15 protein-coding genes are annotated in these 20,035 nt (G+C 42.2%); 10 read left to right on the top strand and 5 right to left on the bottom strand.

Annotated elements, in window-relative coordinates:
- The first annotated feature begins 23 nt into the window (after window positions 1-23).
- Genes VHE99_11365 through traU form a run of 3 tightly spaced genes read left to right on the top strand, consistent with a single transcriptional unit; the run spans window position 24 to window position 2,032 of the window.
- A complete protein-coding gene (locus VHE99_11365) occupies window positions 24-404 on the top strand; it encodes a TrbI F-type domain-containing protein (protein ID HVV69607.1) in 381 nt (126 codons plus the stop codon).
- A 24-nt stretch (window positions 405-428) separates the two neighbouring features.
- Window positions 429-1,055: a type-F conjugative transfer system protein TraW gene (gene traW / locus VHE99_11370; protein ID HVV69608.1), complete on the top strand. Its 627-nt coding sequence runs from the start codon at window positions 429-431 to the stop codon at window positions 1,053-1,055.
- A complete protein-coding gene (traU, locus tag VHE99_11375; GenBank protein HVV69609.1) occupies window positions 1,052-2,032 on the top strand; it encodes a conjugal transfer pilus assembly protein TraU in 981 nt (326 codons plus the stop codon). The genes traW and traU overlap by 4 nt, the downstream gene beginning before the upstream one ends.
- A gap of 50 nt (window positions 2,033-2,082) precedes the next feature.
- Here traU and VHE99_11380 read toward each other — a convergent pair whose 3' ends face one another.
- Complete coding sequence (locus VHE99_11380; protein HVV69610.1) at window positions 2,083-3,438, bottom strand: HEPN domain-containing protein; 1,356 nt, start codon at window positions 3,436-3,438, stop codon at window positions 2,083-2,085.
- A gap of 84 nt (window positions 3,439-3,522) precedes the next feature.
- On the opposite strand from VHE99_11380, the gene trbC reads away from it, so the two are divergent.
- From trbC to VHE99_11395, 3 genes are read left to right on the top strand one after another with little or no spacing between them, the layout of a single operon-like run.
- The gene (gene trbC / locus VHE99_11385; GenBank protein HVV69611.1) at window positions 3,523-4,032 is read left to right on the top strand and encodes a type-F conjugative transfer system pilin assembly protein TrbC; all 510 of its coding nucleotides are present in this window, start codon (window positions 3,523-3,525) and stop codon (window positions 4,030-4,032) included.
- Complete coding sequence (gene traF, locus VHE99_11390) at window positions 4,029-4,775, top strand: type-F conjugative transfer system pilin assembly protein TraF (GenBank protein HVV69612.1); 747 nt, start codon at window positions 4,029-4,031, stop codon at window positions 4,773-4,775. The genes trbC and traF overlap by 4 nt, the downstream gene beginning before the upstream one ends.
- On the top strand, window positions 4,772-6,169 hold the full coding sequence (locus tag VHE99_11395) for a conjugal transfer protein TraH (protein HVV69613.1): 1,398 nt from the start codon (window positions 4,772-4,774) through the stop codon (window positions 6,167-6,169). Before traF ends, VHE99_11395 begins: the two co-directional genes overlap by 4 nt.
- Before the next feature lie 53 nt (window positions 6,170-6,222).
- Here the strand turns inward: VHE99_11395 and VHE99_11400 are convergent, their stop codons facing one another.
- Window positions 6,223-6,741, bottom strand: a complete 519-nt coding sequence (locus tag VHE99_11400; GenBank protein ID HVV69614.1) for an HNH endonuclease signature motif containing protein — start codon at window positions 6,739-6,741, stop codon at window positions 6,223-6,225.
- Window positions 6,742-6,889: 148 nt separating this feature from the next.
- On the opposite strand from VHE99_11400, the gene VHE99_11405 reads away from it, so the two are divergent.
- From VHE99_11405 to VHE99_11415, 3 genes are all read left to right on the top strand, one after another.
- On the top strand, window positions 6,890-9,538 hold the full coding sequence (locus VHE99_11405; protein HVV69615.1) for a conjugal transfer protein TraG N-terminal domain-containing protein: 2,649 nt from the start codon (window positions 6,890-6,892) through the stop codon (window positions 9,536-9,538).
- A gap of 384 nt (window positions 9,539-9,922) precedes the next feature.
- On the top strand, window positions 9,923-11,797 hold the full coding sequence (traD, locus tag VHE99_11410) for a type IV conjugative transfer system coupling protein TraD (GenBank protein ID HVV69616.1): 1,875 nt from the start codon (window positions 9,923-9,925) through the stop codon (window positions 11,795-11,797).
- Window positions 11,798-11,934: 137 nt separating this feature from the next.
- Window positions 11,935-12,435: a hypothetical protein gene (locus VHE99_11415; GenBank protein HVV69617.1), complete on the top strand. Its 501-nt coding sequence runs from the start codon at window positions 11,935-11,937 to the stop codon at window positions 12,433-12,435.
- Between the two features lie 85 nt (window positions 12,436-12,520).
- Here the strand turns inward: VHE99_11415 and VHE99_11420 are convergent, their stop codons facing one another.
- Complete coding sequence (locus VHE99_11420) at window positions 12,521-13,156, bottom strand: hypothetical protein (protein ID HVV69618.1); 636 nt, start codon at window positions 13,154-13,156, stop codon at window positions 12,521-12,523.
- Between the two features lie 101 nt (window positions 13,157-13,257).
- Here VHE99_11420 and traI point away from each other — a divergent pair, with 101 nt between their 5' ends.
- A complete protein-coding gene (traI, locus tag VHE99_11425; GenBank protein ID HVV69619.1) occupies window positions 13,258-19,236 on the top strand; it encodes a conjugative transfer relaxase/helicase TraI in 5,979 nt (1,992 codons plus the stop codon).
- Window positions 19,237-19,240: 4 nt separating this feature from the next.
- On the opposite strand, the gene VHE99_11430 is transcribed toward traI, so the two are convergent.
- Window positions 19,241-19,402 carry a hypothetical protein gene (locus VHE99_11430; protein ID HVV69620.1) on the bottom strand — a complete coding sequence of 54 codons (162 nt, stop codon included), beginning with the start codon at window positions 19,400-19,402 and terminating at the stop codon, window positions 19,241-19,243.
- Entirely contained in the window at window positions 19,384-19,602 is a 219-nt protein-coding gene (locus VHE99_11435) for a hypothetical protein (GenBank protein ID HVV69621.1), read from the bottom strand. Before VHE99_11435 ends, VHE99_11430 begins: the two co-directional genes overlap by 19 nt.
- Window positions 19,603-20,035 lie beyond the last annotated feature (433 nt).

Consider the following 20,035-nt stretch of genomic DNA (forward strand, 5'->3'; position numbering starts at 1 on the left):
AACACAAAGGAGTATTTGCCATTATGTTAACTATTCTTCAACGGAACAAAGCCAAGACACTTGATTTTATCACCCAATTATTAATCGGCATGCTGGGTGCTGCTATCTTGTTTATTTTCTTTCATCTTGAGGTGCCCGCCAAACCCATCGTCACAGTCGATGTTAGTGGTATGATTAATCGATTCATCAAAAGCGAAACAGCCGTTAAATTGCCTCCCGAAAAAATGCAAAAGCAAGTACAAGCATTTGGTAACACTTTAGAAAACACCCTACATACTTTTGCTCGTCAAAAGCAGGTTATTTTATTGCCAAAAGAAGCCGTTATTGCCGGCACAAAAGATGTGAGCCTCGAAATAGAATCACGTTTAAAAGCAAAGCTCCCACCAGCTAATCGTAATTTTTAAAATCTCTGATATCGAGCAAAGTTTATGTTCAATACCCAGCAGTGCATTGTTTGGCTAATGTTGTCATGCCTAACGTTTACTGCATCAGCTAAAAATATCGGTGTTATCGGACAGACCTATCCCATTCAAGAACAAGATTTTCTGCAAACGATTCAACAGGAAATGCAGCAAAAAGTCCAAAGCGGTGAATGGGCAAAATGGCAAGCGCAACAAACGGCAAACCTGCAAAATTATGCTGATCGGCCAACCCCAGTAGATGGATTAACCCCAACGCTCGAAACTCGCACCTGGTTTTATGATCCCACACTGATTGTTCCCTACGATATTCGCGATACCAACAACCGCTTAATTGCTGCCAACGGCTCTCAATTTAACCCCCTAGATATATTGACCTGGACTTATGCCTTGATTTTTTATGATGGCGACAATCCGCAGCAAGTAGCATGGGTACAGCAAATGGATCAAGAATACCAAGGTAAAACCAAGCTGATTCTTGTGAATGGCTCAGTTAAAGAGCAGATGCAACATTTTCAAAAACGCGTGTACTTCGATCAAGGTGGGCATTTGATTTCGCGATTGAATATCACCCATATACCCGCCTTGGTTGTTCAAGAAGGTAAGCAATTAAAGATTACCGAGGTTAAGTTATGAGCTGGAAATGGATAGGTGTATTAGTGACTTTGTTGGTGGCAGTGTCCTCCAGTTCGGCAAGCACCACACCATGCACTGGACGCTTGGTCAATCCCGTCACAGATATCTGCTGGGATTGCTTGTTGCCTATCACTATCGGCTCTACGACGGTTGTATCAGGCCATAATCCCGATACTCCGAATCCAGGTTCACCTGTTTGTATCTGCCCTGGTAACCTCATTCCGCAGGTTGGCACCTCATTAGGTTACTGGGAACCAATGGCGCTAGTAGATGTAACTCGCTCACCTTATTGCCTAGTGAATTTAGGCGGTATACGAATCAGCAGCAGCCCCAACGATGGCGCAGTCGCGGTCGACAACGTCAATGAAAATACCAGCTTCTTCTATGTGCATTGGTATAACTTTCCAGTCATGCAAATACTCAATGAATTCAGCAGTGCCTGTCGGGAAGGTGGAGACTTCTCACTGACCTACTTAAGTGAACTGGATCCCACCTGGGAAGATGATACGTTAGCCTTAACGCTATATCCCGAAACCACACAATTTGCGAATCTCACTTCACAAATGGCCTGTAGTGAAGATGCACTTGCTGCCAGTGCTGGCTTACCTAATGACCAGCTATTTTGGTGTGCTGGAGCGCAGGGAGCAATGTATCCGCTCACGGGACATGTGGGTGAGCATATTGGTGGCGTGCAAGCCAGTGTATTACTCAGCGAACGCTTGGCGTTTAAACTGCATCGCATGGGACAAGTTTCGGACAGCAGTGCCTCAAATTTATGTAGCTCTAGCATAAAGCCGATTATGCCAAAATCAAGATATCGTTATCAGATGGTGAATCCAACACCTACCATCTCCAGCACGGGTTGTCAGCCATTCGGGCGTACCACAATGACTTGGGGTGCAACATTAGAACCACCTACCATCGCTGAAAATTATGGTTATTTAATATGGCGTAAGAGGAATTGCTGCTCATTTTAAATAATGAACGTATACTTTAAATATCATACAAATAATCTTTAAAGTATACGCTAAATTTTACTGATTTCTTTTTCCTTAAAAGATTCTATTACTTTACTTGGTATTCCTAAGTCTTTATAAATGTAAGCAGTTATAATAATATCAAGACATTTGCAAATATCAAAAAGTTCTAGTGAAGAGAGTTTCAACATGTGATTTTTGGGTTTGCCCGCATGTGCTATTTCATTTCTTAAATTACCAATAGCTTTACCTAATGTAATATTTTCTTTATCAATTTTAAGAAGATTTTTTAAGGTTTTTTGAAGAGCAGCTCCGCTATATAAATCAATTGCATAACTATATCTATTTTCGTAATTATATTTTTTATTCCTATCTTTGGTATTATGATATATTTCTTCCAAAATAGCCGTCAAGAAAACATATTCAGATCTAACTTCATATTCATAGAAAGGAGAAAAGCCTGTATAATTTGCAATCTTTTGAATAAAAGTATTATACTGATCAAAATATTTTTTCATCCAAGTTGTTAAAATAGTTTTCATATCTACAGTAAATGGAGTTATGATTAAATGCTGATGAACAATTTCGGATTTAGATAACTCTAAAATTCCGTTCCTAAAATCCGTAAACCCAATTAGCATTGGCAACTGCTGATCTTCTCTGGTCTTATCTTTGGTTTCGATTATTATACGCATCTCAATGGGACGAACAGGAAGATAAAGCAAAAAAGACAGAAATTCATACAAAGACTTTATTATCAGAAACAATTCATTAATATTTTTTTTATTTGTTGCTAAGATTCTAAGCATCGATTTCACATCAGTTCTGAATGCAATATTATAATTTCCGTGGCTTACTTTTAAAGCATTAAAGAAATCTTGTATTTTATCAAAAATATCTTGATCGCTAGTGTTAAATCTATCAACAAAATCCTGGTTAAGCCACTCATAGTATTCGTAATTTATTATTGAAATTTCAATGTCTTTATTGTGGAATAGCTTTTTATCTTTTAATTCAGCTTTTTTTACATTTTTTCTCAAACCTTTTGGGCAACAAAATTCTTGGAAAAATGTAAAATCGGCAATGATACCGCAAAATAATTGATTCTGATGCACATGCTTTCCGAATATTCCAAAATTAACCCTTTCCCTATAAGTAAAGATGTTTATGTTCATGCCTGTTAGATTCATATTGAAATTGCCGAAAAGAGTGCATTTCTGTCCATTTTCTAAAACCCCATGTAAACATCCAGTCGGCTTGATTTTTTGACTTGTTTCGAGAAAAAATTCCAAATAGAAGCCATCTTCTGGTTGATAAATCAGCTTTCCATTAAATTTAAGAGATTCATCGGTATAAAAAAACAATCCTTGCCAATTATAGCTATTAAATTGATTTAAATTTTTCATAAGAGTCCTTTAATTTAATTGAGTAAGAAATATTTATTAGAATAATAGTTTCAAGTGGATTACAAATAGCCTTTAGAGATTTATATGTTTACTATAATTCGTACCATCTTTGTGTTAAGTTTTTTCATGGTTGCAGATAATAGTTTTGCCAAAACTGAGGCTAGCCAAGTGACTGAATCTAAAATGAGCAAAAATGCAGTATTGATTTTTGTATCATTTTCAATGCCACCTGCCAGTTTAACACAATGGTTCAATCAAGCAGAAAAAATACAAGCACCTTTGATAATACGCGGCTTAGTTAATCAATCTTTCCAACAAACACAGACACAGATTCATGGATTGCTTACAGAACACTCTGGGTGGGTTATTTTAGATCCACACTTGTTTGATCAGTATCAAATTAACCAGGTTCCTGCAGTGGTGGTGCGCGATACTTCTACCTCCTGTTCACCAGATCAAAGCTGCATTTATCCCTATGACATAGTGTATGGCAATGTGAATTTGGAATATGCGCTGCAAACCATAGCTCAGCGAGGCGATAACATCGCCATTGCACAGACCTTATTACAAAAATTGCGAGAAAATGGTTCATGAAACTATGGGTTTTAACTCTGATGTTATTCTCTTGTTTTTGTTCTACTGTCCTTGCAGATGACTTCTGGGAACAACATGCAGTTGGCTGGCACTGGTACCAGGATCCAAGGGCAAATCAAACTCCCTCAGCACCTATGGATCCTGTCCAAATTATGGAAACATGGCAGCGGCAAGTCAAATATTCACTAGACCAAGCGATTTTAGACCCCACCCCAGACAATGTACGTAACTATATCACCTTGCAAAATCAGATCAGCTCACAAGCCAGCCAATTTGCCCAAACTTGGCAAGCAGTATTACTAAGCTATCCGCAACTCGATTACTCTTTGAAACATCCCACTAATAATGTCGCCAAACAAATCTACCTCGATCAACAGCAACAGGATGAAACCACTGCAATCCAGCAATTAGCTCAACATAGCGGCTTATTCTTTTTCTACCGCAGCACTTGTCCCTATTGCCAACGCTTCGCACCCATTGTGAAAGATTTTTCTCAACGCTATAGCATTACAGTGGTTCCGATTACCACCGATGGGATTGCACTGCCTAGCTTTCCTGCCTCTCGAATCGATCAAGGTCAGGCAGCTCACTTCAATGTCACTGAGGAACCGGCGTTGTTCACGGTTGATCCCTATACGCATCAAGCCGTACCTGTGGGTTATGGTTTGATGACCGAAGATGAATTGCGCCAACGCATATTGCATATTGCACAAAATTGGCAAAAATCAGGAGTGAGTCCATGAGAAAAGTAATAGTCTTATTTTCCATGTGGATCGTAATAGCACCAGCCTTTGCCAGCATTAATTCAGATTTAAATAACTTCTTTAATGGTATGGGTTTTTCCAATAATGAAACAGCACCCAATGCTTACCATAGTCAGGAAGCCGGTTATTACAGCGGCGGCAGTCTATTTGCGCGGGATAGCGTGCGAGATGTGCAAATAGTTCAGGTGGATTTACCCAGCTTTCGTTCCGGTTGCGGGGGGATTGATCTATTTACCGGTGGATTTTCATATGTAAATTCTAAGCAACTGGTCGATGCCATGCAAAATATCATCAACAATTCACTTGGGTACGCATTTAATTTAGCGCTAGAGAGTACAACCCCCGAAATTGCCAATGTGATGAAATACATCAATACGCTGTCTAATGACATCAATCGCGCCAACATTAACTCTTGCGAAACTGCCGCAGGTCTAGTCGGTGCAGCTTGGCCGAAGACCCATGTAGCCCAGCAACAAGTTTGCCAGGATATCGGCACTAACAATGGGATATTTACTGATTGGGCAGCTGCTCGCGAAGGTTGCAGCACCGGTGGTGATATGACTCCCATTCTAAATGGGGCAAGTAACAACCCCAATTATAAGAGCATGTTATTGGCTAATGGCAATATTGCATGGAAAGCTATCCAACAAAATAGCTTTTTAAGCAGTGATGTGCAGCTTGCCGAATTATTCATGTCCTTGTCTGGGACAATCATTGTTCAGGGTGGCGGTAACGATAAAACGGGGAACCAATTCAAAGTATTATCTTCTTTGGCAGCTGATGATCAATTGTTGAAAGCATTGTTGCATGGCGGCTCTGCGAAAATCTATGCTTGTGATACGACATCAGGTGATGGCTGTTTAAACCCTTCTATTCAAACTATTTCTATCTCGCAAGATGCAGGTTTACAAACACAAGTGGCTAAGCTGCTAAATGATATGACAGATAAAATTTTATCAGACACAGCATTGACTCAAGAAGAAATTGGTTTGTTGCAAGCGACCCGTTTACCGATTTATAAAATGCTCAATGTGCAAAGTGCGTTTGCTGGTGATAAATCTATCTTAGATCTCACCAGTTATGCTGATGTCATAGCGACTGACATACTGTTTCAATATTTGGATGAAAATTTATCCGTGGTGCATACCAGTGTAGGAAGTCTGCAATATCCAGATAACATTATGGCGCAATTTGAGAGCAGCATTAGCCAAGCGCGAACTGGAATTCGCGCTGCTCAACAAAACGCATATGCGCAGATCGCCATTGCCAGTCAATTGATTGAGCAGACACAAAATATTGAACAAATGTTGGCAGGTCAATTATCAGCGCAACTGACAAATACTTTAAAATGGGCTGATAATTTGCGAGAATAATTTGTTAAAAAAATTTATTCATTTTAAGCAATAACAATGTCGAAAATCTTATACTAATCATCATTCTTATCTAAAAAAATTGCTGATTTCCACTCATGAAGAAAATTTTTTCCTTTTTCTGTAATGATATAAGTTTTCGGTGCGAGACCTATTATATTGGCTCCTGTTTTTCCATCGTGAACCAAAAGTCCATCTTTGATTAAATACATAATATCAATATCACGATCTAAAAGAGGTAGAGTTTTGTCTGCTTCTGGGTTATCTAAAAAATATTCCAAAATACGTTTCTCATATGAGTTGTATCTATGATTCAGTACCATGAGATTTTTTTTAATATTTATCATTTCTTCTAGCGTCATATATTTTTCTTTTTTGTCATGAAATCTTCCATGGCAATTTTTACAAAGTATTATTAAATTGAAAAAATCATTTTTACCATTATTTTTGACTGGATTAATATGCGCATGTTCTAAAGGTGAGTTTGCACGGCAAGTTGGTATTGCACAACGCCATCCGACTTCTCGCATTAATTCTCTTTTAAGTTTTTCTGGTATAGATTTTCTTTTGTTCATTTTTGATCCTTTAAAATTTAAATTTTTAATAAATTTACATTGCCTAATTCAACTGTAAAATCCTATTGCGTTAAATTTTTTAAGATAAAAAAATAGAGAGAGTTTATTATTTTTCAACAAAGAATATTTATTGGTGGCAGGCAAGTATATGGCTCTAGAATTTTCTGTTGTCACTTATGGTAATGGCGATATCTTGCGCGAAGTATTTAACGCCATCGCCGCTACCATGAACAGTGATTCCGTTTATAGCACATTGATCCACCTGGCTATTGGTTTGGCTGGTGTCTGGACAATGCTGGATTTAATTCATAAACGCAATTTAACTGTATTAGTACGCTGGTTCGCTCTATATTATCTGGCATTTTACGTGGTGTTCTTTCCCAAGGCTACCGTTAACATTATCGATCGGGTTGCACAAGGTAAAGTTTATACTGTCGATAATGTGCCCTTGGGTCTAGCCGCGTTAGCAAGTTACACCAGTGTTATAGGTGACAGCTTAACGCAATTAACTGAACAAAATTTTTCCCTCCCTGATGATTTGCGCTACGGTCAAACTGGCATGGTAATGGCTTCTAGCTTAGTCACCGCCGCCAGCACTTTTCAGATTACTGACCCCGTCTTTGAAAATAACCTACAAGATTTTATCAACCAATGTGTATTTTATGACCTACTGCTCAACAAATACTCTGCGCAAGACTTGTTAACAACCTCTAACATTTGGCAGTTCGTTACTCAGAATGCTTCCCCAGCCAGAGCTTTTATGTATAACAATACTGTGGTCACTTGCAAAGATGGCGTTGCTTCTTTGGCGCATGATTGGCAAACAGCCATCGAACAAGCCGAAGAGCGCTACGGTGCCAGATTATTCCCCAACCAAGCCAATGCAAAAACCCAATTATTACAATACTTGCCGATCAGCTACAACTTCCTCACTAACTTATCCGAAGATGCTTCCAGCCTGATGCAGCAAAACATGATGGCCAATGCCCTGCAAAACGGCATCTTAGGCTGGGGTGCGCGCAGTAAAGCACCTGCTGCCCTCGAGTCTTATGCATTCAATAAATCCCAACAGCAAAACCGTATCGGCAACCGCACTATTGGTGATATGGCCGCTTATTGGCTGCCCCTATTAAAAAACATTTTTGAAGGCATTTTGTATGGCTCTTTCGTGTTTGTTTTTGTGATGCTGTTGTTTCCATTTGGTTTGGTGGTGCTGCGTAATTATGCGTACTCGTTACTTTGGGTACAACTATGGGCGCCGCTTTACGCTATCATCAACTTGTTTGTAAATTTCTATGCACAATACCATAGCCTCGGTGCAACCATATTGAGTGGTGGCTCCAATGCATTAACTCTCTCAACCCTTTCCGGCTTAGCTCAGGTCAATGCCGATATGTCAGGATTAGCCGGTTACCTTTCTCTCAGCGTGCCCCTGCTGGTCACCGGCATCGTTGCCGGCATGCATCGAGTTCTGGCACATGCAGCACAATATGTGGGTGGATCTTTGCAATCCAGTTCTACCAGCAGCGCTGGAGAAGCTGCAAGCGGTAATTTCAGCTTAGCTAATACACATTTCAGCACCCATCAAGCCCACAACACCTCCGCTAATCATTTTGACACAACGGCACGGACTTTCTCCGGCATGATTACCAGTCAAATGCCAGGTGGATCCACGCTCAGTATGGCAGCCGATGGGTCAGCGATCATGAATAATCAAAGCGCCATTTCCAATCTCGGCACAACAATTAAGTTAGCTTCATCTATTCGCGCCACTGCAATGCAACAGGCTGATAGTTCTTATTCCGCAGCGCTAAGCCATCAACAAGCCTATAGCGATGCGATGTCAGAGGCCGAGCGAGGTGTTCTGGAGCTTAGTTTACAACAAGGAATTTCACAATCGCACGGGCAATCATTTGTAACCAGTAATAGTGCCAGCGCTACGCAAGCGCTGAGCCAAGTGGTACAGCAAAGTAATCGTGTAACAGATGGTAAAAGTAATTCCGATACTGCTTCCAGAGGTCATACTACAACAATAGGCGCACAAGCCAGCGTGGGAGCTGGACTACCTGGCGTTAGTCCAGTCCAAGCCTCCATATCAGCCAGTGGCGGTATCAGTGAAAGCTGGGCGGGTACTCATGCAGAGCAGAAATCACATTCCACTTCACAAGAATTAAGTCATAACGCCAGTTACAGCCAAAATGTGGATAATGTGATGCGAGCAGTTTCGGAAGGAAGTTATCGAGCTTCTACTGAGCAAGGAGAACGATTGTTGCATAATATTTCATTATCATTAGAGCGTGCGCATCAGGAGCAAGTATCTGCGAACAGTCAATTTCAACAAGCACAAACTTATAGAGAAGTCGCAAGTGTTGCCGAGGAAAATATGACAACTATCGACAGTAATGCAACACAGGAGTTTATGGGACAGTTGCAGCACAGCGGACAGTCCATGCGTGCGATAGAGCAGACAATGGTTAACCATCCACAACAGGCGCAAGCGATGGCGGATCAGTTTGTGCAGACAAAAACGCAGGAATATCTGGCGCATTTTCATCAACAAGAAGCGTCAACTCCAGCTAAAGTGGCACAGGAGTTTAAGGAGAACAATCAATCTCTCAGCGTCGAGAAACAGCACAATAACCCAATAGCCGCTTATCAATCTAATCAGGAAAAAATAACCGAGAAAGCTGATAAATCAGGTTTAGCGTCAAATATTTCCACTGATAAAATATCTGCGGGCAATACTATGACTCATCCAGTTAATACTGTTTCAGAGAAAGCGGTTAACAAAAAATGATCTTGCGCCAAGAATATTTGATTTTTATGATGAGTAATGATGCAAGTGTCAGGTGGTTTGTTTTTACATGTCAAACATGTGAGTAACATGAGTAAGGACGTAAACGAAATTTTAAGATCAGAAGCAGTGCATTAACTAAAGCATCCCGCCTTCCTGGTCAATCAAGAATAGAGAATATCAATTCTTTCTTCCTGAATAACCAGGCGCTTGGGTTCCTATTGAGCGCGAGCATTAAAACAAAGCGGCAATTGGAAAAATGTAGGCCATAGGATTATCATGAAAAAAACTTTAGTTTTTTAGTAAAGTTTAATGATAGACCTAAGTAAAGCAGTCCAATTTAGTGTTTTATTCACAAATATAAGCTCCTCAAAACACATAATCCTCATGCAAAAATATCTATTCAAACACACGACCCGTGGTGGTCAGGTTATTTTGCATAATCTGCGCATGATTGGGCAAGTGCTGGGCAAAGTTCTGCTATGGTTAAGTCCTTTGGGTCTATTAGCCAGTGCTGGTTGGTTTATCTATATTACCCAGGCTGATACTCGTCATCTTGGAAGTCAGTGGCTTAATGCTCAGCTCAATATATTTTTCAATGGCAAATACCACGTACAAAAATTTATCTTGCCTGACGGTCAAGCCACGCACGTTTACTCCGCCCAAATTATCTCTGCTCCTTTTGTGCAACAAGCTGTAGAAGAATTGAAAGATGCACTACAACGCAGCTTATGGGTAGGTTTATGCGTTTATATCCTGGTTGTTATAACAACTTTAGTTTTGCTGCGGCGGCATGGTGATTCCTATACTCAGCGCAAGTCTATCAAAGGTGACTATTTAGGTAGTGTAGCGGAAGTTAAAAAACTTATTCAACACCACCACGTGACTTCAAGCTTGATTATTGGCAAGGAAAGACTGCCTCTACCACAATTATCTGAACTGCAACATTTTATGGTGCATGGGACTACCGGCTCAGGTAAATCTACAGTGATTAAATCGCTGCTCGATCAAATCCGCGCTCGGGGAGAACGTGCAATTATTTATGATAAAAGTTGTACTTTGGTAAGCCAGTTTTATGAACCTAGCGGCGATAGTTTACTAAATCCCCTAGATGAGCGAGGAGCAGCTTGGAATTTGTGGAATGAGTGTCGTGACAAGACCGATTTTGAAAATCTAGCGGCTGCTTTAATTCCGATGACTCCCAATGCGCAGGATCCCTTTTGGATTAATGCTGCTAGGACTATTTTTGCCGCAGCAGCTTACCGGATGCGTAGTGATGCTAATCTCACTACATTATCACTCTTGCGTTACCTGCTAACGGCAGAGATTGGAGAATTACAATCTTTACTACAAGGTACTGAGGCGGAAAGCCTAATCTCAGAAAAAACCGAAAAAACAGCTATTTCGATTAAATCTATGTTGGCCACCTATCTCAAAAGTTTATGTTATCTCAAAGAAGGAGAAAATCCTTTCTCAATCCGACAATGGTTACAAGATGACGGCGCATCGCAGTGGCTTTTTATCAGCTCTTTAGGTGATAAGCATGAGTCATTAAAACCATTGATCACAGCGTGGCTAGACATTGCCGTAAATGCCATCTTAAGTTTGCCGGAAAACAGTAAGCGACGTATTTGGGTAATTTTAGATGAGTTGAGCAGCCTTCAACAATTACCTTATTTAACTTCGGCGTTGGCGGAAGGACGAAAATTTGGAGCTTGTTTTGTGATTGGTATTCAAAGCATTGCCCAACTCGCTAAAACTTATGGACATGAAGGTGGAAGAGAAATTTCTTCGCTGCTTAATACGCGATTTTTATTTCGCATTCCTGATCCAGATATTGCACAATGGTCAGCGAAAAATCTCGGTGAAACCACGCTGGAAGAAACCCGCGAGGGAATCTCTTACGGAGCTAGCGCCATGCGCGATGGCGTATCACTACAAAAAATAGAGCGGGAAAAACCGGTGATACCGCCGTCTGAAATCATGCGCTTGCCAGATTTATGCTGTTATGTTCGTTTAGCAGGTGGTTATCCAATCGTACAATTAACCATGCCTTACATTGAGCGGCCTATCAAAGAATCAGCTTTTATACTGCGCAATGTTGAATCAAGTTTATTTAGTGAGTTGGAGCAATTACTTGATAAACACACTCCAACTCTGCTAAAGGCTAAGCAAACTTCTGAAATAATAGCATCATCGCTCGCTGTATCTAAAATCAAAGGAAATGCTATAGAAAATAACTTGGAGAGACTATTTAATTGAGGTCAATTACGTATACTAACAAGTTGTGACAAACATTGTAGAAGATAAGAAGTCAATATATACTCAACGTTTTTAAAAACTTCAGTATTGTGAAAAAGCCCAAAAAATATTTTTACTTTATTCCACGGAAAGTCTTTATGAAAAAATCACTTTTTTTAGGCATTATCTTATTTTTTCCACTTATTTGCAGCGCAAATGGAAAAGATTATTGTCCGGAACCCACATATATAGCTATACATAAAAAGGATTTGCTTGCGGCTAATGGTGGAAATTGGGTGGATAAATATAAGAGAAAATGGGAGGTATCTATTTCAATAGAAAAAGATGAACAGAATGAACCTAGTTTTGATAGTGCAGTAACTTGGACATTTCCATCAATTGAAGAAGGCACCTTTGTAGAATGTGATTATAAATTTTCTGAAAATTATAAAAGCAGCATTACACTAGTGTCCCGCTTTAAACTCAAATCAGCGCCAAGAGAAGGAAGTTGGGTTGCTTCCCACGATGGCTGGGAATGCGATGTGGATCCATTTGATACTGACAATAGGAAATCTGGCAATATACTCGAATGTCCTTTTAAAGTTTCTGAAGAAAAACCTGAATACATTGATAAAGAAGTTGCAGAATCACAAGAATAGTGATAACAGATAAACTGAATGGTATTCAACCTTAATAAGCGATAGTATTTAAATTGCCGCGTTAGTTTTCTTTTTTAACGCGGTTTTATTTCTGTTTGGCACTTAATGTCGCGAGCTCTAATTCTACCCGATGCTGATTCGCAATAGCAGTAGCATGCTGTTGTTCCAAATGATTAAAGCGCTCCTGTAATGCCTGCAACTGTTTTTCCAGCATCATCTTCTCCGTGATGGCGCGCTCCACGCTTTTTTCAGACTGAATAAACTGCTTCTCAATTTCTTTCAACCGATTGGCATAATCGCCCGCCCGTTGCTCTGCCAGCGCAGTCTGCTTTTTTTGTTCCTGTAGCTCGTTTTTTGCCGCAGCGATACTCAACTTTAAATCTTCTTTAGCTTTGTGTGTTTCATCCAATTGAGATTGCATATCGGCGATTTGTTGGGCAGTAGACTGTCGCAGGTTTTCGTATTCCAGCTTGAACACTTGCATCTTGCGTGTGCACTCGGCACGGATAGCCTGCTTCACATCGTTGGACAAATCTTCTTCCAGCTCCTTGAGCGTTGTCTCTGCCTGCTCCTGCTGCCACTGCTGCCAGAATTGCAGCACCTTATTCGGCGACCCGCCGGTAATCGCCGTGATTGAGCGTAATTTAATGCTCTGCCCATCCCGCAATAGGCTCCGGCATGCATCAGCTACCTGGGGGTAGGTTATTCCTGTTTTGGCCATAAAATTATCCTCTTTTAAAAATATCAATATCAATGTGATATTAATATGATATTGATATTTTAAGCCTCAGTCAATGCAGCTTTTTTAATGGGATCCGGCTTATGCTGTCTACCGAACCTGTCAAAGACGCGGCTGGCGCTAGTCATTACTTTTTGGGGCACGACAACTACTACTCCGAGGGCGAAACCCTGGCTAAAGACCGCAGCCAATGGTGGGGCAAAGGTTCGCAAGTTTTAGGCTTATCCGGTACCGTCGACAGCGAGCTATTTACTCAGCTGCTGAAAGGCAAGTTGACCAGCGGACAGCAGCTAGGAAAAGTGGAGGACGAGACGGTTAAACACCGTCCAGGTTTTGATTTAACTTTCAGCGCGCCTAAGTCTGTTTCTCTACTGGCGCTATTGGGTGGTGATGAGCGCATTTTTGCCGCAGTGACGCGCGCTACCGATAAAGCACTGGCGCTGATTGAGCGCGATCTGGCTAAGGCACGTATTACCCGCAACGGTATTACGGATTATCAAAAAACCGGCAATCTGGTGGTTGCTAAGTTTTTGCATGATTTATCGCGCGAGGGAGATCCGCAACTGCACACGCATTGTGTCGTGATGAACATGACTCAACGCCAAGATGGTCAGTGGCGATCTTTAGCGTCGGAGATGCGGGACTATGGGGAAAAGACGGCGGGTACGCCGGATGGTTTTTTAGAAGCGGTCAGGCATCATACAAAATTCTATGGTGCCATATTTCGTGCTGAGTTAGCTTATGAGATGAAGCAGCTCGGTTATACACCCGTGCAAACCGAACCAGGGTTTTTTGAAATTGCTGGAATATCGCCGGCAGTTATCACCGCTTTTTCTCAACGGCGGCAGGATATTGAAGCTTATTTGAAACAACACCATCTTTCAGGCGCTAAAGAAGCGGCTTTGGCCACTTTAAAAACCCGCCAGGCTAAACAAAAGATAGACCGCGAAACACTGCTGAATCGCTGGCAAGCTAAAGAGGCGCTCTTTGATTTACATGCATTCGACGAGGTTAAGCGAACAGTAGAACAAGCCCATCAGCTACCGGATCTGCAAAAACAGCCTACCTTCTCTGCGGCAGAGGAAGGAAATGCCTGCCTAGCTGTGCAACAAGCGATGGCGCATTTGTCAGAGACTCGTGTTGTCTTGCAGGAAAGCGATTTGGTGCAGCAAGCTTTGCAGTATAGTTTGACTGAAGTGCCTGTCGAGTCTATTTTTCAAGCGATTTCGAACGCGCAAGCTTTAGGAGAATTGATTCGCTTACCGGCTGCCGAGGGCAATCGACATGAAAATTATTTCACTACGAACACCTTATTGCGCTATGAGCAGGAATTGCTGCAATCAGCCATGAAACCCCATAGCAGTCAGCGGCCATTGGTTTCTGCTAATCGACTCAACACCTACCTCAAAGCCCATGCTTATGAATTAACGCTGGATCAAAAAGAAGCTTTGCGGGTTCTAGTCCATAGCACTCAGCAAATGACTTTATTAGCAGGTAGTGCCGGATCTGGCAAAACCCATGTCATGCAACATCTGTGTGATTTAGCCAAAATCGGTGGGTACCAACCGATTTTACTGACCACTAGCAAAGCCCAGAATCTAGATCTAAAAACTCAACTGAAAAAAATACCCGATGATTTACGTGCCTGGTTAAAAACGTTATTTGATAACCGTCAGTTTCAGACGGTAGCTGGCTATATGCACCAACAAGATCAGCTCTCACCGCTTGAACGTCGGTTTCAGAAAAAGCCGTTGTTATTACTCGAACATGCGAACCTGCTTTCTTCTCGGCAATTTCTAGACTTGGCACAATTAACTGAACGCTTGGGTGGGCGGCTGATTCCGGTGGGAGATGCGCAATCGACTTTAGGTTGGCAAGCGGGAAGTCCTTTCACGCAAATGCTTAAAGCGGGCGTTACCGCTGCACGATTGCAGGAAGACCTACGGCCAATACCAGCAACGCTAAAAACAGTGGTAGCTGATACCTTGCAGAATCAGCTGCAAGCTGCTTTTAAAAAATTAGGTCAACGTGTGTTTTCTGTTGCTGATTCTAGTCAACGGACGGAGATGATGGCCGAACAATATGCGAGCTTACCACCTGCTGAGCGGGCGGCGACTTGTTTGCTCATGCCTGGTAAAACGGCTTGTGACACCATGAATCAGGCTGTTCGCGCCAAACTCAAAGCGCAACAGGAAATTACCAGTTCCGAAGTCAGCTGCTCTGTACTTTTGCCACGCACATTAAGCGCGGTAGAGCGGCAGTGGGCTAAATGCTATAGTGAGGGGCAATGGGTAAGATTTGCAGCCGATTTTCGTTCCTTGGGGGTTAAACGAGGAGATTATCGGTGCGTAACAGGTATCGATGTTAAACGCAATACCGTATTTTTAACCCATCCTCGAAAACCGGAGCACCCTTATTGCTGGCATCCCGATCAAGTGGCTGTTGGCAAAACCACGGTTTTTGACGCCGACACTCGAACCATTGCCACAGGCGATGTGTTAGCCTGGCGGCAGAATAATAAAACCAAAGGTCTGCATAATGGTGAGCGTGTCACTGTTTTGAAGGTCGATGAAAAAAATCTGCGGTTACGACTGGAGAATGGTAAGTCCATCCAGCTCAATCTAAGCAAGCCAGAATCTCGGCACTTTGATTATGGCTATGCTTTTACCCCGCAGCAGAAATACCACGCGCATCCTGACACTGTTATTGCCTATCAGAACAGTCATTCTCGTCAAAGCCATCAGCGCGCTTTTTATAAACTCCTGGGACAAGCCAAGCAGCAAGCATGGATTTATACCGAAGACAGGGAACAACTGTTGACGCAATTGCAGCAACACAGTGGCGATAAAATCACAGCTATTGATGCGTTATTAGGCGGCGAACTACCTAAATCTCTGCAATCCGCGACGGAACACCTTCAACTTTTAGAGGCTGCTGTTCAAAAAGCGCTATCACGGATGGCAGACGCTGCCACACCAGAGAGCCTCGCTAAAGAAGCTGTCGCTTACGCCTTAGCGCATCTCAGTGAACGAGAGGCGGCTTTTTCTCATAAGGAAGTGTTGGGGATAGCACTGAATCACGCTTTGGGAGACGTGAATCCAAAATTAGTACAAGACGCCGTAGTACAAGCCGAAAAAAATGGCGATCTATTGCGGGGTGCCTGCTCCCTAGATGGCACTTTTTGGACCACCCGATCAGCACTGGAAATGGAACAGAAAATTATTGACCTGGCTAAAGAAACGCGAGGTCAGATGCCATCCCTAGTTGCTGGCGGGGTAGTGACTAATTACATCGCCAGCCATTCATTAAGTAGAGAGCAATCTACCGTTTTAACTGGCGCGATGGCACAGCCTGATCGTTTTATGCTGTTCCAGGGATTTGCCGGTACACGCAAAACTACTTTACTAACGCATGTACAAGCAATCCTGCCTGAAAATCAAGAATTATTATGCCTGGCTCCCACCCATCAAGCCGTTAAAGAATTAAAAGCGCGCGGCCTTAATGGTCAAACTGTCGCTAGTTTTTTAACGCATTTTCGTACTGGTAAATTAGACTTGCCGCAAGACCGTCTGGTGATTGCGGTAGACGAATCTTCGATGATTTCTAACCGCGGCCTGCAGGATTTTCTACGCGCCGGAATCCAATTAAATGCTAGAGGGTTTATCATCGGCGACACCCATCAATATGCTTCCATCGAATCTGGCAAGCCGTTTGCTTTGCTGCAAAAAGCCGGCATTCATACTTTGCAGTTAACCGATATCACCCGACAAAACAATCCCACTTTAAAAGAAGCTATCCAGGCAACATACCATAAAGAATTCGTTAAAGCGTTTAAAATCCTCGAAAAATCTATCATTGAAATTCCTAACTCGTTGCCGAACGATAAAAATAAAAACCAAGTTGAACGTATGGAGCTAATCAGCGACTATTACATCAAGAAAAATCCCAGAGAACGCAGCCAAACTTTAATTATCACTTTGACTAACAGCGAACGCATTGAGCTGAATGCCATCATCCGAGAGAAATTGGCGCAGCACGGCGAGTTACACGGCGATAGCCTGGTTACGCAGGTGCTGGTTCCGCGTAAATTAACCGAAACCGAATTAACCCGCGCCGGCAATTTTCGTTTGGATGACCAAGTGCGCTTCAACATCAGCTTGAAGCAACAAGGGCTGGAAAAAGACCAGTATTACACTGTGGTAAAGACGCACCCAAAGGAAAACATGCTGGAGTTAATGCATGACAGTGGGAAAAAAATAATCTGGAAGTTGCCACATTTTTCTAACACGCAGTCACTTGGTGTAGAGGTCTACCGCAAACAGGCGCGAGAGATTCAAGCCGGTGATCTGATCCGCTGGACACGCACCGATAAAACGCTCGGGTTAATCAGCCCTGAAATGGCGTGTGTACAGCACGTACAGAATAAGACTGTTTTCGTTCAGGCTATAGGCTCTGCGCACGGCGATCCTGTGCCATTAAATCTCGAGCAGCTGCGTTATCAACATTGGGATCATGCTTATGCGATCACCGGCTATAGTGCACAAGGAAAAACTATACCCGAGGTAGTTTTTTTAGCCAACAGCCGCATCAAGCGAATGGCGAATCAGCCCTCTTTTTTAGTAGCGATTACGCGCGCGGTGGAGAAGCTAACGATCTATACGGACAACAAGGCGGCGCTATTAGATGAAATCCGTATTAATGCCGGTGAAAAGCGCAGCGCTTTGGAAATTCTTGGTCAATTACCTTATGATAAGTCGCATAACACAAACGAATTGCCACTCACAAAAGCGGGAAAAAACAATTCTCTTCGTGATAGAAATTTACCTGAACAGCCGCCATTAGATGCCAAACGCATTCACCAGATGTTAACTGCTGAAACTGAAGCTGTTGTTACACGTCTGTTGGGTGAGCCTAAAAGCCAGGATGGTAATCAGTATCGGTATGGCAGTAATAAAGGTAGTTTGGTAATTACCTTGGCTGGAGATAAACGCGGCTTATGGCATGATTTTCAATCAGGTCAAGGCGGCAACTTATTCAGTCTGATCGCCAAGCAGTGCGAGCTAAATATGAAGCGGAATTTTAAGCAAGTACTGCAAGAAGCAGTGCGGATTTTGGGGATATCTGCTCATTATTCACAGTATGCCAAAGACGCTTCTAAATCGCCTTCCCAATCCAAATCGCAACACACACCAACGCCACAACAAGAAAAAATCCTGCGCTATGCCAAGCAACTAGCGCGTGAAAGTCGGCCAGTAGAAGGAACTTTAGCAGAGCGCTATTTGCGTGAACACCGAGGGATTCATCTTGCTGCATTCCCAGAAGATATCCGCTTTCACCCTGGGGTGTATTCAAAAATTAACGGACAAATTAGCCCGGCTTTATTAGTCATCGCCAAAGATAATACACAAACAATCCAGGCTGTTCAGGCTATTTTTTTGGATCCTGAAACAGGTAAAAAGGCCGCCGTGAAAGTTCAAAAGCAAACCTTTGGCAGCCCTTCCAAAGGCATGGTTCAGCTTGAAAAAACCCCCTCATCGCATAGTCCCACTTACCTCGCAGAAGGTGTTGAAACAGGGCTAAGTATTTATATGGCGCTTCGCGGTGGCGACGTGCGCGTCACACTCGGCAAATCCAACTTTGATGCTGATTTTGCGGGAACCAGTCGCCATGTGGTGTTGTGTCTAGATAACGACGGCAATAATCCGCACACGGAAACATTAACCCAGCGGGTGGCTGCAACGCTGCAAAATATAGGTAAAACTGTATGGGTGGCTAAACCGGAAACCATCAAAGAAGACTATAACGATGTCTTGCTCAAGCAAGGCAGTGCCGCTGTTGCTAAAGCAATGGAAGAAGCCATTTCATACGCCAATTATCGGGAACAAACCGCTTCAGATATTATGTTAAAAACCGTCTTGGATAGAGAAATACACAAGCTCAGCACAAATTTAGCGGCCAATCGTCTAACCACTAACGTAACCATTCAATCTCCAATTTTGGATGCCGATAGCATAAAAACACCCATCAAACTTCACGAAAAAAATCACGAACCTGAGCTATAAACATTCAAGCTTTTTCCAATAATTCGGCGATTAGTTTTTGTGCTCGCTCTGTCACTGTGCTGAGGACGGTAGCCCGTTTCTCGGCGGATTGTTGCTCCAGGCTATCCACCAGGTAGCGCAGCAAGTAACGTGATTCTAAAGCCCACTCTAAGTGATATTCAACCAAGGCGCATCTGTTTGTTTAGGTAATTTTGTTGTAGATATTTCATCAGTGGTGCGGAGTTTCTTCTCATGAGTTACCGAAAGTTGGCGGTTTTGTTCGATTAATTCGCGCAAATATTTTGCCAAGGACATACCGCGAGCTACAGCATTTTCCTCCAGTTCTTGTAAGAGGTCTTCTGGGAAGCTGATTGTAACGCGCTGCATGATTTTCTCCTCGCAAGCAAAAAATTCAATATCTGTAGTGTAAATCAAGTGATGCACTGACTGCATCACTTTGCTGAAAAAAGTGCATCACCTGATGCAAAAAGTGATGCAGATTGAAAAATTCTAGGATTTTAGCAAGCAGATTTTATCAGAATAACGCATTTAATGGGCGATTTTCAGGGATGCACGGTGATGCAGTTATTTTTTGGTTTTCTAATTTTGCTGCAAGCGCGTTTTTATGCCTAAGTCTCTAATTATTCGAAGTTTTCAACCATGCAATGATAGTTGCGACGGGTGTGTTGCCTTTCATCTGGTGCAGCGGTTCCTGTCTTCTGAAAATAGCTAATAGGAATTTATTTAAATTTTTTTCCAGATTTTTTAAATGGAATCGATTTAAAAAATCACCTGGCTTTCTTCATGACATTAATCAAAA

Source organism: Gammaproteobacteria bacterium (genome assembly GCA_035546635.1).
Lineage (GTDB): Bacteria > Pseudomonadota > Gammaproteobacteria > JAURND01 > JAURND01 > DASZWJ01.